This is a genomic window from Bacillus sp. GW823-FHT06A11, from assembly GCF_058795355.1.
In genome coordinates this window covers 158,340-171,355 of the sequence record NZ_JBXAHS010000003.1, presented here as the reverse complement: position 1 = coordinate 171,355, position 13,016 = coordinate 158,340, and the positions used below count along the sequence as shown (strand labels likewise).

The following is a 13,016-nucleotide window of genomic DNA, read 5'->3' as shown; positions in this document are numbered from 1 at the left end:
ACACCTCCTAAGTATTAAACCTTGCTAAAAATTTTCGCTTCGCCTCTTCTACCCATTCATTTTTATGGTGTGCCTTACCTTGTTCGAACCATAAAGCAGAAGCGTGTGGGTTTCTATCGATTGAAAATCTCGCAGATTGATTGTAATAGAGTTTTTTGGCATATTTAGTATCCCAAATGAGAATACCTTTACCAAACTGACTCGCACGTAAAGAACTTGCTTCTAATTCTCCTGTATCTTTCGGGATATAATAGTTGCTATCTTTTACAGCTTGTTGATCTAATGCATGTTGAGCTTCATTCAAAGCATTTCTTACTTTGTTAGACATACGCCTAATATCAAAGTTTATATGAGCATTAAATTGAATCATACAAGCACCAACTCATAATGATGTAAAGTAAATCCGTAAATAGGATCTACAGTTTTCACATACATTGTTTTATTATTGAATGTAATCTTGTCATTCTCTTTAAATTGAATATTTTTAGGATTTGATAATGCACAGTCATAGAACAAAATGGCCTGGGCAACTTTATCCTCTCTTGTTTCAGTTCTTTGCAATGTTGTAGGAGCTTCTACCCTTACATTTGTGAGTGTTTTTAATGATTCCCAATCATCTCCAAAAGAACCGCTATCTTTAAACTCTTCATATTGTACAGAATGAATGAGTAATTGAATTGGGATAGGTTTAACCATGACAAACACCAACCCCTGCATAAAGCAATCCTGTGTATGACAAATGTTTAATCACATCTGAACTCGTACTTTTTTGATTACTAGATCCGTTTCCTGACTGACTACTATCTGTATAGTTAAAACGACCAATCGATACATTACTTAATGCACCACTTGTGTTTGAAGAATATTCCCCATTCAAGACAAAGAAATCAACTTGTGTAGCAACTGCTTTCTTTACTTGTTCTTGAATAAATGGACTGAATCCATCTAACTTATTAGGGTGTAGAGCAATCTTAAAACCCGTGATTGTATCTATTTCCTCACTAGCCTTATTAATCAAACGTAAAAGAGTAGGTTCGTCACCTACCCCAACACCTTGATATACATTTGTATAGTAATCAGTATCTATATATGCCATAGGATCACCTACTTAGTAGCAGCTTCCTTCTTCAACTTGGCTAATTCTGATTTAAACTTTTTATTTTCCTTCTCCAGCTCATCATTCGCATCTAGCACTTTGTTATACTCTGCCAAAGAAACATTTCGTCCACCTGTAGCACGAGTGATAATGTTACCTTCTTCATCAATTTGATCATACCCATCTAGCAGGTAACTATCTAAGCGACCTTCATCAATATTCAGTGTCTTATTTAATCGTTTTACTTTTACAACGTTACTCATTTACATTCTCCTTTCATAAGAAAAGAGAGAACTGTATAAGTCCTCTCTTATGCTCCTGCAGTGATATTGAATTTTACACCAGCAGCCTTAGCTTGTAGCAAAAATACATCCCAGTACTTACGCTCGTAGTAAAGGTATTTGCCGCCAGTTGCCGCGCTCGGTTCATCTAAATCGACAAACTCATACTTTTGTGGAGCTACAACTGCTAATGGGTGAATTAAAATCATATTGATTTGTTTCGCAGTTGGATCAGCTACCGCGCCACTAGTAAAGTTGTAAGCTGTTTTCATACGAGAAGAAGGAACAGTTACTATCGTTACATCATCTAAAGAGTAAACATTACGATTGATTGCATTTTCACTAGTACCTTTGATATCAAGTGTACGTTGAATTTGCTCTGCTTCTTTTAGTAACTTTTTAACAGCAGGAGTTACATAAAGGATACGTCCTTCTTGTGGAACTTCAGCTTCGTCCATTTCTAACATGAATGTATCAAATACGCCTAAAACATTTACGGCGGTAAGAGCTGTAACATCTGCTGTTTTACCGAATCCAGTGAATTCAGAGTATAGTTTAGATGCCATGTATTTGTCATGTTCTGGAATTGACTCTTCATTTACGAATACACGAGTAATATTCGCAATAGAAACAGCCATATTTGTTTCATCGATATCAACCGGATCAACTAAAGTGCGGAATTCTCGGTCATGAGCTAAAGTCTTAGGCTCAAACGAGTTGTCAACACGACGAGTGTAACCACCGACAACATTACGGTCGACATCAGTATAACCGCCAACTTTGATACTTGGAATCTGAATCGTTTTAGGTCCAGTCCATCTGATAATATTGTTATTCGGCGTATTGTATAACGCTCCAAAAGATGCACCTTTCGTGAATTTTTGAACCAGTGCTTCTTGGTATTGCGTAGCATAATTTAATGTAGCCATGTAATAAATCACTCCTATTATTTAAATTTTAGATTTGTGAAAAAGCAGCTTTCCATTTATCAGCTTCAGTCAATGTTTGTTTCTGATGTTGACCAGTTGTAAATGTAGGTTTTGTCGTTCCTTGTGGTTCTTCCACTACACCTTTAAAGTGAGGGAACTCTTCAACTACCATTTCGATAGCTTTTGTAATATCTACATCGTCACTAACCTTTGTTTTTGCTAGAGTAATAACTGCATTTAAGTTCTTTTCTTCTGTGATACCTGACTTAATCGCAGCATTTTCTGCTTGCAAATCAAAAAGAGACTCATTTTTTTCTTTCAATTGAGTCTCAAAGGTTGTTAACTTTTCATTTGTCTTTTCTTGCTCTGTTTTCTGTGATTCTTGGTACTCATTCCAACCTTTTAATGATTGTTTGAGCTGATCTAGATTCTCTACACCTAACTTTTTCAAGAACGCTGCTTCTTGCTGTTGTTTAGCTTCGTCCACTTGTTCTTGTGTAAAAGTAACTGGTGGTTGTGCAGGTGGTTCTTGAGTTGCTGATGGTGTAGTTTCTGGATTCGTTACACTTGGGTCACCTCCTTCAGGTGGAGTTGCTGGTGGATTTTCACCACTTTCAGAAAAGTATTGTAGATTTAAAGGTAATCTGTACTTTGGTTTAAACATTTCATTCATCCTTTCTTTTCAATATCTCTTTTATCTATAATCCATGTCTTACCTATCTTTTTTGCAGGTATTTTTCCTTCTGCACATAAGTTCTTGATGTAACCTGTAGATAATCCTGTTATTAAAGAAGCTTCATTTACACCAATAATATAACTAAGGACCATAAGACTATCATTCTTAGTAAGGTTTTTCACGGTTATACCTTCTAGTTCTTCCTGTATCATTAATAAACTCGCGCATAGCCGCTTGTTTATCTCGTATCTCCTGTTCAGCTGCTTCAATGCCTTTGTTATCCTTCATTTGTTCCATCATCATGAGCTTACGCTTTGATTTGCGAATATCTCGTTCCATAGCGCGTTGGATTTGGCTTTCTCTGTAAGCTTTAGCATTTTCACCTTGATCATATGGTTTATATGTCTTTTTAGAGAAGCCAGGAACATAAGGGTAAAACTTATGACCACAATTAACTCCTTTTAATCCTGCCGGCTTTCCATATGATGTTGAACTTAATGCAGGATACTTTTTGCTTTTGCCAGAACGAGAAAAAATACGCCCTTGATAAGGAGCGCATAATGGTCTTGCGCCACTATGAGAGCTTACTTCTATCAAATCAATATCGTATTCATCCATTCTAGCTTCCTGCATATCATTCGCTACGTTATTACTAACAGAACGAGTAATCATATTTACATAAGCTTCTGTGCTCCATCGTCTACCTTTCTTATCAATTAGAGCAGGAATACCTTTCTCGGCCCATTGCGACGACACTTCTCTTAGAGCATCTTTACCCGTATAAACTCCAGTCAATACTTTTGCAGTAGTCTGATTTATAATATCCAAATAAACTTGCTGCGACTGATTAAGGATCGTTGTGTTCACAAGGTTAAATGACTGCTTTGCTTGTAACTCATAAGCGTTTAGTACTGCGAACAATTGAGTACTATCTTTCATTGCTGCAGGATTCTTTAATGCTGCACCGTTTTTAAGGGCCTCTTTCATATCGCCTTCAATTTCTTCAACTGCTGCATAACCTGCATTCGTAAGTAAGTTTGCAATCTCTTCCTGTGCCCTACCAGCATATTGAGCTATCATTCGGATTTGTTCTTGTTGTAATATCCCTAGTTCATTTGATTTACTAAACTGCCAAGAATTAATATCCTTTTCAAGCAATGTTTTATTTGAACCAATCTTTTTAGCGATGTTTTTCAGTATCTCTTCTTCAATGGATAAATAAATATCCACCAATTCAAAGGAAAGCTGCTGTGATCTTAATGAGTCCATTATTCATCAGCTTCCTGGTTTGGTGGATTATCCTCTTTCTTATTCGGTTGTTTATTTAATCCAAAGAAATCAATTGATTCTGCGGTTGCTGTTTTGTTTTCTTCATTAATTTCTTCAAGCAATCTTTCTGCTTCCTCTTCGGAAACACCATGAATCTTCATAATTGCTTTCTTTTTACTCGTTAAATTGTTTGTGACAAGCATAATTTGCTTATTTATCTCCGCTGTTTGATCTTCTGCAATAGAATCATCAAACGTAACAGTAACTTCGTAGTCATCGCTACTTTCAAACTCATCGTATAGAGCAGCAATTTCAATAATGATATCCACCAAATCACGGATACCGTCTTCTGTAATGGTTTCGTGAGATTGTTTTGTTCTAAATGTCTTAGAGTTTTCACTAATAACCTCAGTAGCAGTTTTAACACCTTGTCCATCAAAACTAAAAGCTCCAGCAGAAAAGCCAACTTGCATCGCTGCATAGTTTAAAAGTGAATTAATAGCACCTGTATGTTCTTCTACACGTAATTCCACTGATATGTCTTGAATTTGCTTTATGCCATCTTCAAAATTCATAGCTTCATATACTTCATCAGTAGCATCGAAGTACCTCTGCATTATACCTGTTTGCGGATCTACAACTGTTCTAATTGCTGAAGCAGGTACCATAATACGTTTCTTACCTAAAACGAATTCACGTTGGAAACTATCGAACGCTATATCAAGCGATTTAAGTGTGCCTAATGCGTTAGCGTAAATAGAAATACCAAGCGGTGAGTTCAAATCTAGGTTGTTGGCTGTATTCGGCTTAAAGTACACAAACATAGGCTTAGACAAGTTCTTAATGCGTACTTCTTCTTCTAAATCAGGATATAAGGTAGATAGCGGAACTTTTACACCTAAGTCTCCTTGATTCTTACTTTCATACAGTTCATTTTTAATTATATATTCTTTATCTTCTACCAAGTGCCATTCAAGTAAAGTGTATTTTTTATCACCTTTAGAAATCTCATTTACAAACACACCTTCAATAATATGTTTGTTATCCCATGAAACAGGAATAAAACAATCTGCAGTAACGTAGGATAACTTTATTCCGTTATCCCAGTACACCTTTATAACCATTCCACCTAAAGCGAAGTTGTATTCTAAATACCTTTGAAACTCTTTAATGAAGTTATTTTCATCCAGGACATTCTTAATATTATCCGAGAGTGTTTTATCTGATATATTGATTGAGCACTTCTCATTAAAGATAAGAGCAGCCATTTCCTGTGTTATGACTTTAGCCATATTGAGAGATGACATTGTTCTGCTCTTCTGCCCCTCAATTGTATGGTACTTGATATTATGCCAATCGTCATAATGACCTCGGTATATATCCTTCCACATATCAATATGTTTGTAGGATTCTTCATTAACAGGTATCTCTTTCTTATCAGATATCTTCTTAATTCCACGAATTAGGCCCATTCTATATAACACCTGCCTTATGCCGGAGATGAGTCTTTTAAACAACGCATCACCCCCTTACTAATATTTGAGGTTTAATTTCTGTAGATTATCATTCACATAGTACTGAAATGCATCCGCTGTGTGATCGTCTACCTTTATAACTTCAGGATTCGGAGTTTTTAGTGTCTTCGCTTCCCATTGATATTTCTTGTGTTCTTCATAAAATATCTTGTTGTTCTCAGTATCCAAAATAAAAAAACGCCCTTGCGACAATAAGTCATAGACGTTTTCAATCATTTCAACTTTTCTCTTTTTTGCTACTGGATGCAATCTAATACCATAATCTTTAAAGTATTGGTTACGTAATCCACCTTCAGCAGAATCGATTGTCTGCTTATCGATAAATCTATTAAACTCTTTTGTAACACCAGTAACGAATTTATTCAGGTCTGTCGAGAACTCACTAGGAGCACGCTTGACAACCTTGTTTTCTAGTGAATAGTAATACGTATCGAGCAGTATGACGTTACCTTTCTTCGTTAATCCGAATGCTAGGTAAGTAGTAGCAGATACCTGGTGTCCCGTATCTATTGCGATATCGATGAGAATTAAATCGTCATCTTCAGGCAACTGATTTATCTTCTTGAAGTTATTCATGTTGTAGACCATATCACCTAATCCGATGACTTCTCCGCCATACATCCAACGCCAATAATCCAAGTCATGTATCTTATACTTCTCAATTTTCCTAATCATCTGCTGAGATAAGAAACCTTTTTTATCATCCATGTATGTTGAGTGATGAATAAAATAGTCCTCATCTCCTGCTTTGTTATCTAACCACTCATTAATCCAACTGTAGGGATTCCGTGGCGGATTATATGAGAAGTACACTTTTACTTCCTTGCCTTCGATTTCTTGACGAATAAATGTATCCTCAACAATATCAATATCCTCTACACCTGCGAATTCAGCTGCTTCTTCGAACCATAGCGCCATAACGTATCCTTTTGCAATCTTTGCTGACTTAAGTTTTAGCGGATCGTCGCAACCGTAAAAGTAAAAAGCAGTATTAGTTTTCTTATGCCTGATAATTAAAGGGGATTTCCCAAAGTAAAACTCACTTTCTACACCAAGCATATAAATAGCCCATTTGATTTGCTCGTATATAGAAGTAGAAAGGTATTTACCGACTTTTCTTAAGCAAACTACATTACCTTGCTCATCTTCAAGAAAGTCCGTTATAAGTTTCATTGAGATAACTGACGACTTCATAGAAGAACGCCCGCCTTTTGCAACGATATGAGACTGTTCAGCAAGCCATAACGAATAGAAATTGGTATTCATCAAGTCCACGATATTAACTGTTTTGGTCATTTTCCATCGCCTTTCTCATGGCTTCCTTATCGTTTACAATAATGACTTTACCACCATTACTATTATCATCAGTCAGTTCTTTTATTTCAGCTCTCATCTTCTCAACATGTACCTTTTGCACTTCCATCTGCATTTTGTGGCGCTCTTGTTCAATTTGCTTTTTGAAGTTGTCAGGAACTAAGTCGAAGTACTGCGCTAATTTGTCTAGAGCTTTCATTTTGTCAGCAAGCTTAATGGAAACACCATCACGCCCCTGCTTTACCTCAGCTATTATTGAACCATCAACCATATCAGACTCAGCTAAATCAATAAAGTTCATCATACGCGTTGAAGTAATAAACTCTGTCACTTCATTTCCTTCTTCATCAACTGATGTTCTTTCTTCTGGTTCAAGTTCAACTTCCCTTTGTCCAAAAGTCACATAGTTAGTAATATCAGCAAAAGCAATCTTAATGTACTCTTTCAGCACATCCAGCGCTTCTACAAATACATTTTCAACTAACTCACCTTTAAGCTCCTTTATATAGGAAGAAACTCGTTCACGTCTTAGCAATCGACTAGCCTGTACGTGAGCACCGTCTTTGGAGTATCCTGCTTTAAGTGCTGCTTGGGTACCGTTGAAGTATTTCACGTAATACAAACAAAAGAGCCGTTCCTTTTCGGTCAGCTCTTCATCTTCTAAAATCTCTTTTAGTTTTTCTTTTGTTTTGGGGTTTTTAATATTAGTAACGCTCCTTTTCGCAATAGTAACGTTACCATTCATTTGTTCATCCCATTTATCTTGTGATTTCCACTTTCTGATTTGCGAAGGTTTAAGGTTTAACTCTGCTGCAATATCAATTAGTGGTTTCTCACCTTTACTTGTTTTATATATTTCAAATGCTTTGTCACGATCTGGGCTTCGTTGCCTAGCCATATTCACCACCTCGCGGTAATCCCTTTTTAAAATAAAAAAGCAGCTGTTAGGCTACTTAAAGTTCTTCTTATCACCAAATAAAATGATATATATATTCTCCGGTTATACTTTCATCAACTCCTGCAACCCTAGCAAATCTCACCATGTCCGCCCCCTGAATGAAATACATTGTTAGCATGACTGGCACCCGCGACCACATAACACGATAAAGCTCATTCACTCTTTGCCTAGTCGTAACAATTAAATCATTTGCAGGTCCATTAATCCATGCAGTTGTCCTAACTGAAGTAAACGGAAGATTTATCCCATTAACAACTATTCTTGCCATACTTTGCGTTATATCCACATCGATCCCCTCATTCCAAGAATCAAATCTGTTACCATATTTACATAAGTATTCTTAACTATGAAAAGTGTTTAAAGTGAATTCTTTATAAAATAAAAAAGCAGCGGGTTCGATACTCCCATTAATACACTTTAAATCAATGTTCATTTCATAATAAATTAGTAAAAATGTAAGTATAGGTAAGTAGGTAAGAATATAGTCTTCTTACAGAATGACATATACTTATATCTATTTATAATTTACACATACAAAACATATATATATGTGTGCATAACTATAAACTGCAAAAACTTAACTTTCTCTATTTTCGTTCGTTGTGTTCGTTTATTTTGTTAATCCTTATCTTTCCTTAGCAACAAACAAGGCGCCACCCAGATTACGGCAACGCCTAAAATAATTGCTATACACATGTTTGCTCTATCTACATGGTAAAATAAAACACCCATAATTGACACATCATAAGATTAGTAAACATATTTTCTGTTCGTTAATTATTATGTTTATAGCCCTAGATTTTGCACATCTATATTCAGTGAGCGCATACCCTATTACATAAATACTACTTTAGGAGTGATTATATTATGAATCCTTTACCGATGAGGATTGTTGTAGCTCCAGCTTCGTCTTGGCAACATTTACCCCAATATCCTTCATATGGTCAGTATGGTATGCACCCTGGGCACAATCCCTTTACTCCTACAATTCCGTCTTCTCCCGTAATATACCAATATCATTATCCTTTCCCGACATTGTATTTCCAAGATTTTCACGGTACATTTAACATCTAATCTAAATAGAAAAACATCCGTTATCTGTACCATTGATGAATTAATGTTATAACTAAAACAGTATTTAAATACGTTTAATGTGTAATTTCTATATAACAAAGAAAAAAGCGCCCGTTATGGATGCTTAATTGCACTTATATTTTATTTTCATATGTTTTTACAACTTCTTTAGCGAATTTCAAAATTTCATTATTTAAAAAGGATGTCTCCTCTACGCTATCCGCCATTGATATATTGCCCATATAAGTAAAAGTGGCATTAAATGGTTCTGTATAAGTAAAAAGTTCAGCTCGATCACTACTTCTGATACTATCTGTTTTAAAAAACTTCTTCATTAAATCGGTACTTTGTATTTCCCACTCATAATCAATATCTTCAACAGTAGCTATAGGAACCAATATATCATCTTCTCTAATTAATCCTTCTTTAACTAAAACTTCATGAGCTACACGATTAATGGTTTGAAATACGCAAACCTTATATCGATTTCTGCATTTTTCATTCTTACTTTCTAGAAATCCATGGAGACCAAACTCTTCTTTTGTCCCCTTGAAAGTAATCCTTATATATTCCCCGATAGTTTTTTTAAACCTTGTAGCTGACATAGGTATCGGTGCTTTCATCCCACTCTCTCCCTTATAACCGTAATAAATTAATTATACAAAAGAACCGCTACAATTACATAACGGCTCTTTCACGGCTTATAAAAATATTAAAGGGGATGGGAGAAGAGCAAGAGCTTTCATAACCTCTTTCAACCGACGACGTTCAGTAGTTGCTCCATGCTTAAGAGCTGTCATCGGTTCAAAGAGAGCTAGGGACTCTCTTATTTATGCTCCGTGGAGCTGGTCAATACATCAGCTGTCGCAGGTCCTTAGCTGACCAATTTTTTATATAGCCAGAATTATTATATCCAAGACGTATATGGTTCTTCCGACGCCTTGTTTGAACCAATACACTAGAGGGACGGAAGGGGAATGTTTCCGCTGTATTGGCTCAAACAAAGAGTGGAACTCTTTGCCCTCGTTTTGGTCATTAATAAGAATCATGGGTAATTACTAATGTACGAGATACGTATACTTTTTAGCTTTTTAGAATGCAAGTGTCACTCAATCATGAGCAACCACCCCCATTCCATTTTCAAGAACCGACATATTAGAGGGAAATAGACTTATATTTATTATCAACCCAGAGGACGCATTCCGAGCTGATTAATAAATACAATAGAAACAGCATGACGAATGCGAGTTATCTCACACCCGTCACACTGGAATATGTCTTCATTTGTTTTAATTGGTCTTTTCGTCATAACACGGGTTCTTACCGCCTTTCCCGCCCTACTATGCGGTATACGTTACCGTGACATTCTCGCATAAGAACGTTTCCACTTATAGGTGTACTAATCCTCTTCGATATGCGGTTGTCAAAGGGCTTGTACATTAAGAATACCGTTTATTTCATTATCAAAATTCCCCCTATTTAGTCCCCATTTTTGTCGGTATTTTGTCGAAGTTTTTAAAAACATAAACATTCCAATTTATTATATTTTTTCTTTTTTTGATAATATATGTATCCAGTTCAGGTAATAATATCATATAATTAAACTATTATAATTTTATAAAAGCAAGGATGGTTAGACATGACGGTACAACAAGAAAAAGTAACAAAGCGCGTGGTTTGTAGGAAATGCAAATCAGATCAAATAGTCGGTAATAAGCGTGGTTATAATTTCAAAAGGGCGTTTTTTATTCTGTTTCTTCTGTTAGGTACACTTATAACTATTGGAATAGTTTCTAATTTTTTATATGTTATAGTTCCTGAAAATTCTATGGATGGAGTTGTTGGACTTTCTGCAATTGTTGGTCTTCTTATTGTACTTCTAGGACCACCGATAATTTTATTCAGTGGATTTGTTGGTAGAAAAAATATTATTAATGGTTGCATGAATTGCGGACATACATGGATGCCTAAAAAATAAAACATAAAAAGCCAAATGGATAGTTAATTAAAAACTGTCAATTTGGCTTTTTTGTATTATTAAATCATCCCTAAAGATGTCGCGATCAATCGAATCGCATTTTTCTTCTTATAATAGAAGTGATCTTTCTTCATCGATAATTCAGTGTAAATAAAGCTGTCTTTCGGCTTATCTGCATTTAAGTATTTCTTCTTGATGATTTCTGCCTCGTCATAGTCTAAAACGTACTCTAAAGCCTTATCGATCTGCTTGAACTTGATATTGCTAATATATCTCGTGTCTCTAATCTCCGGGAACAAACTGATTCCTTCGTGTTTTAACTCCACTTCATTCTCAAAACGCGTTTTCAATGCGCGGTATTCCTTTAGTATTTTCACTACTTCTTTCTGAACCTGTTTTTCTGTCTCTCTATCAATAGTCGGTAATAATGTTAATTGTCTCTCCATGAAGGAATCCCCCTATTTCTGAATTTGTCTTTTTACATTCACATCAGGTACGTGAAATTTTACTATCTCTTTGTTGAATAAGGGAAACATGCATAGCGAATAGTCCCCACCATCCACCTTGCAAGGTTCCGTTATCCATTAAACCCTTAATAATTTACGTTTCTTGTTGGCCATCTTCTCTTTTGCTGCTTCAATATTATTCGCTACCTTTTGATAGTCCTGATCAAACTGAATCATTCCATCAAATATAGCTGGTGCTACTGCTTCATCAACATATTGTAAATAATCCACCGGCGCTCGTTCTGTTTGTTCTACTAAGTACCCATAAATATCAAAGTCTGCTCTTGGTATAGACTTCTTGCCTTTTGGTTGATGAGACATCCTTACATAATATTGAATGACTGATAGTGGCACTGCGAATACTGACTTATCCTTACTGAATTCTATAAGGAAGAAACATACTGCTCCCATCTTCTCCGCTTTCTCCAGGTAATCCAATTGATGCTGTGCAATGTTCTTTAAATCAAAACGTGTATCTTTCTCTGTAGACTTCGCTTCAAATGCTACAGCTCGTCCCTTATATACACCGTCATAGTCTACTGTGCTCTTTGCTTCATAGAATCCATTTAGTACACGGCTACCTTTGCTCTTTAACACCTTCACAGGAGTCGGACGCTTGTTAATAAGTGCCACTCCCCCTCTTTGATACATTTCATTCGCTAAATTGATAAGCATTTCAAATGCCATTCCACGGTTTCCTAGTCCCATTGTTATTCCTCACTTTCTATTAAAAGGATTATTTTAATAAAATATATACAACTTAAATTTTATGCATTTATGCATTTGTATATTGATATATTAATAAATAAAACTATTGGTGTTATAATTAACATATTCTAACATTAGGAGTGAATACTATGAGAAAAATTGATAGCTTTTTCGAATCATCATTGAGTACCTGCAAGACATTGCAATTGAGTTTAATTCCAAATATCCCTGGTAAAGAAGAAACTGTAAATCATAAGTTAGTTTCTTATAACTTAAAAGAAACTGTTTCAGGTTATCTATTGGAACTGAATTTAGAAAACCTAGAAACAAAAGAACAATATACATTCACATACAATGACATTCAAAAAATCGAAGAACATGAAGCCTCTACACACCAGAATCAAAAATATTATATTTACTGTCTAAACAGACGACTATATAATGACAAACATAGCGACACACTTCTAGATGGTAGAAATTTAGCTGTTTCATATACGAATAATTCTTATATCGATACATACAGAATTATGACTTCAAAATAAACTAATTATCACTTACCATCTAAAAACTTAGTATGTATTTTCAAAAAATATATACTAAGTTTTTTTTATAAGCATTCCTCTTTTCTACTCAAATAGCGTTTTAGATTTACTCCTCAATCAAATAAAACTGTGTTAAAATTAACCCATAAT

Annotated in this window: 18 protein-coding genes; 3 read left to right on the top strand and 15 right to left on the bottom strand. The window is 35.3% G+C overall.

From position 1 onward, the window contains the following. Positions 1 to 7: 7 nt before the first annotated feature. The 12 genes from AC1Q8L_RS14995 to AC1Q8L_RS14940 form a co-directional block, all read right to left on the bottom strand. A complete protein-coding gene (locus AC1Q8L_RS14995; protein ID WP_025118189.1) occupies positions 8 to 370 on the bottom strand; it encodes a minor capsid protein in 363 nt (120 codons plus the stop codon). Next, positions 367 to 696 (bottom strand): putative minor capsid protein, encoded by a 330-nt coding sequence (locus AC1Q8L_RS14990; protein WP_025118188.1) that lies wholly within the window; start codon positions 694 to 696, stop codon positions 367 to 369. Before AC1Q8L_RS14990 ends, AC1Q8L_RS14995 begins: the two co-directional genes overlap by 4 nt. Then, positions 689 to 1,096 (bottom strand): head-tail connector protein, encoded by a 408-nt coding sequence (locus AC1Q8L_RS14985; RefSeq protein WP_025118187.1) that lies wholly within the window; start codon positions 1,094 to 1,096, stop codon positions 689 to 691. Before AC1Q8L_RS14985 ends, AC1Q8L_RS14990 begins: the two co-directional genes overlap by 8 nt. Positions 1,097 to 1,104: 8 nt before the next feature. Then, positions 1,105 to 1,359: a hypothetical protein gene (locus AC1Q8L_RS14980; RefSeq protein ID WP_025118186.1), complete on the bottom strand. Its 255-nt coding sequence runs from the start codon at positions 1,357 to 1,359 to the stop codon at positions 1,105 to 1,107. Positions 1,360 to 1,406: 47 nt separating this feature from the next. Beyond that, on the bottom strand, positions 1,407 to 2,306 hold the full coding sequence (locus tag AC1Q8L_RS14975; RefSeq protein WP_098404260.1) for a capsid protein: 900 nt from the start codon (positions 2,304 to 2,306) through the stop codon (positions 1,407 to 1,409). A 28-nt stretch (positions 2,307 to 2,334) separates the two neighbouring features. Next, the gene (locus AC1Q8L_RS14970; protein WP_098404310.1) at positions 2,335 to 2,970 is read right to left on the bottom strand and encodes a hypothetical protein; all 636 of its coding nucleotides are present in this window, start codon (positions 2,968 to 2,970) and stop codon (positions 2,335 to 2,337) included. A gap of 5 nt (positions 2,971 to 2,975) precedes the next feature. After that, positions 2,976 to 3,164 carry a helix-turn-helix domain-containing protein gene (locus tag AC1Q8L_RS14965; protein WP_025118183.1) on the bottom strand — a complete coding sequence of 63 codons (189 nt, stop codon included), beginning with the start codon at positions 3,162 to 3,164 and terminating at the stop codon, positions 2,976 to 2,978. Next, positions 3,148 to 4,251: a phage minor capsid protein gene (locus tag AC1Q8L_RS14960; protein ID WP_098404265.1), complete on the bottom strand. Its 1,104-nt coding sequence runs from the start codon at positions 4,249 to 4,251 to the stop codon at positions 3,148 to 3,150. The genes AC1Q8L_RS14965 and AC1Q8L_RS14960 overlap by 17 nt, the downstream gene beginning before the upstream one ends. Beyond that, positions 4,251 to 5,768 carry a phage portal protein gene (locus AC1Q8L_RS14955; protein ID WP_025118181.1) on the bottom strand — a complete coding sequence of 506 codons (1,518 nt, stop codon included), beginning with the start codon at positions 5,766 to 5,768 and terminating at the stop codon, positions 4,251 to 4,253. Before AC1Q8L_RS14955 ends, AC1Q8L_RS14960 begins: the two co-directional genes overlap by 1 nt. Positions 5,769 to 5,783: 15 nt before the next feature. Further along, positions 5,784 to 7,082: a PBSX family phage terminase large subunit gene (locus tag AC1Q8L_RS14950; protein ID WP_492339461.1), complete on the bottom strand. Its 1,299-nt coding sequence runs from the start codon at positions 7,080 to 7,082 to the stop codon at positions 5,784 to 5,786. Continuing rightward, the gene (locus tag AC1Q8L_RS14945) at positions 7,066 to 7,998 is read right to left on the bottom strand and encodes a terminase small subunit (RefSeq protein WP_025118179.1); all 933 of its coding nucleotides are present in this window, start codon (positions 7,996 to 7,998) and stop codon (positions 7,066 to 7,068) included. The genes AC1Q8L_RS14950 and AC1Q8L_RS14945 overlap by 17 nt, the downstream gene beginning before the upstream one ends. A 70-nt stretch (positions 7,999 to 8,068) precedes the next feature. After that, positions 8,069 to 8,326 (bottom strand): hypothetical protein, encoded by a 258-nt coding sequence (locus tag AC1Q8L_RS14940; protein ID WP_074595344.1) that lies wholly within the window; start codon positions 8,324 to 8,326, stop codon positions 8,069 to 8,071. A gap of 599 nt (positions 8,327 to 8,925) precedes the next feature. Here AC1Q8L_RS14940 and AC1Q8L_RS14935 point away from each other — a divergent pair. Beyond that, complete coding sequence (locus AC1Q8L_RS14935) at positions 8,926 to 9,132, top strand: hypothetical protein (RefSeq protein ID WP_492339460.1); 207 nt, start codon at positions 8,926 to 8,928, stop codon at positions 9,130 to 9,132. A gap of 134 nt (positions 9,133 to 9,266) precedes the next feature. Here AC1Q8L_RS14935 and AC1Q8L_RS14930 read toward each other — a convergent pair whose 3' ends face one another. Then, positions 9,267 to 9,755, bottom strand: a complete 489-nt coding sequence (locus tag AC1Q8L_RS14930) for a hypothetical protein (protein WP_000646890.1) — start codon at positions 9,753 to 9,755, stop codon at positions 9,267 to 9,269. 1,016 nt (positions 9,756 to 10,771) lie between these two features. Between AC1Q8L_RS14930 and AC1Q8L_RS14925 the strand changes: the two genes are divergently transcribed. Then, a complete protein-coding gene (locus AC1Q8L_RS14925; RefSeq protein WP_000218071.1) occupies positions 10,772 to 11,110 on the top strand; it encodes a hypothetical protein in 339 nt (112 codons plus the stop codon). Between the two features lie 59 nt (positions 11,111 to 11,169). Here the strand turns inward: AC1Q8L_RS14925 and AC1Q8L_RS14920 are convergent, their stop codons facing one another. Further along, on the bottom strand, positions 11,170 to 11,556 hold the full coding sequence (locus tag AC1Q8L_RS14920; protein WP_000441089.1) for an ArpU family phage packaging/lysis transcriptional regulator: 387 nt from the start codon (positions 11,554 to 11,556) through the stop codon (positions 11,170 to 11,172). A 138-nt stretch (positions 11,557 to 11,694) separates the two neighbouring features. Next, entirely contained in the window at positions 11,695 to 12,324 is a 630-nt protein-coding gene (locus AC1Q8L_RS14915; protein ID WP_000522790.1) for a Holliday junction resolvase RecU, read from the bottom strand. A 149-nt stretch (positions 12,325 to 12,473) separates the two neighbouring features. On the opposite strand from AC1Q8L_RS14915, the gene AC1Q8L_RS14910 reads away from it, so the two are divergent. Beyond that, positions 12,474 to 12,866, top strand: coding sequence for a hypothetical protein (locus tag AC1Q8L_RS14910; RefSeq protein ID WP_001225773.1), 393 nt, complete (start codon positions 12,474 to 12,476; stop codon positions 12,864 to 12,866). Positions 12,867 to 13,016: the final 150 nt, after the last annotated feature.

Coding starts and splice junctions, on each gene's coding strand:
- AC1Q8L_RS14980 (WP_025118186.1), bottom strand. CDS start 1,359: ATGAGTAACGTTGTAAAAGTAAAACGATTAAATAAGACACTGAATATT.
- AC1Q8L_RS14945 (WP_025118179.1), bottom strand. CDS start 7,998: ATGGCTAGGCAACGAAGCCCAGATCGTGACAAAGCATTTGAAATATAT.
- AC1Q8L_RS14990 (WP_025118188.1), bottom strand. CDS start 696: ATGGTTAAACCTATCCCAATTCAATTACTCATTCATTCTGTACAATAT.
- AC1Q8L_RS14975 (WP_098404260.1), bottom strand. CDS start 2,306: ATGGCTACATTAAATTATGCTACGCAATACCAAGAAGCACTGGTTCAA.
- AC1Q8L_RS14915 (WP_000522790.1), bottom strand. CDS start 12,324: ATGGGACTAGGAAACCGTGGAATGGCATTTGAAATGCTTATCAATTTA.
- AC1Q8L_RS14930 (WP_000646890.1), bottom strand. CDS start 9,755: ATGAAAGCACCGATACCTATGTCAGCTACAAGGTTTAAAAAAACTATC.
- AC1Q8L_RS14995 (WP_025118189.1), bottom strand. CDS start 370: ATGATTCAATTTAATGCTCATATAAACTTTGATATTAGGCGTATGTCT.
- AC1Q8L_RS14920 (WP_000441089.1), bottom strand. CDS start 11,556: ATGGAGAGACAATTAACATTATTACCGACTATTGATAGAGAGACAGAA.
- AC1Q8L_RS14950 (WP_492339461.1), bottom strand. CDS start 7,082: ATGACCAAAACAGTTAATATCGTGGACTTGATGAATACCAATTTCTAT.
- AC1Q8L_RS14910 (WP_001225773.1), top strand. CDS start 12,474: ATGAGAAAAATTGATAGCTTTTTCGAATCATCATTGAGTACCTGCAAG.
- AC1Q8L_RS14940 (WP_074595344.1), bottom strand. CDS start 8,326: ATGGCAAGAATAGTTGTTAATGGGATAAATCTTCCGTTTACTTCAGTT.
- AC1Q8L_RS14925 (WP_000218071.1), top strand. CDS start 10,772: ATGACGGTACAACAAGAAAAAGTAACAAAGCGCGTGGTTTGTAGGAAA.
- AC1Q8L_RS14935 (WP_492339460.1), top strand. CDS start 8,926: ATGAATCCTTTACCGATGAGGATTGTTGTAGCTCCAGCTTCGTCTTGG.
- AC1Q8L_RS14985 (WP_025118187.1), bottom strand. CDS start 1,096: ATGGCATATATAGATACTGATTACTATACAAATGTATATCAAGGTGTT.
- AC1Q8L_RS14960 (WP_098404265.1), bottom strand. CDS start 4,251: ATGGACTCATTAAGATCACAGCAGCTTTCCTTTGAATTGGTGGATATT.
- AC1Q8L_RS14970 (WP_098404310.1), bottom strand. CDS start 2,970: ATGTTTAAACCAAAGTACAGATTACCTTTAAATCTACAATACTTTTCT.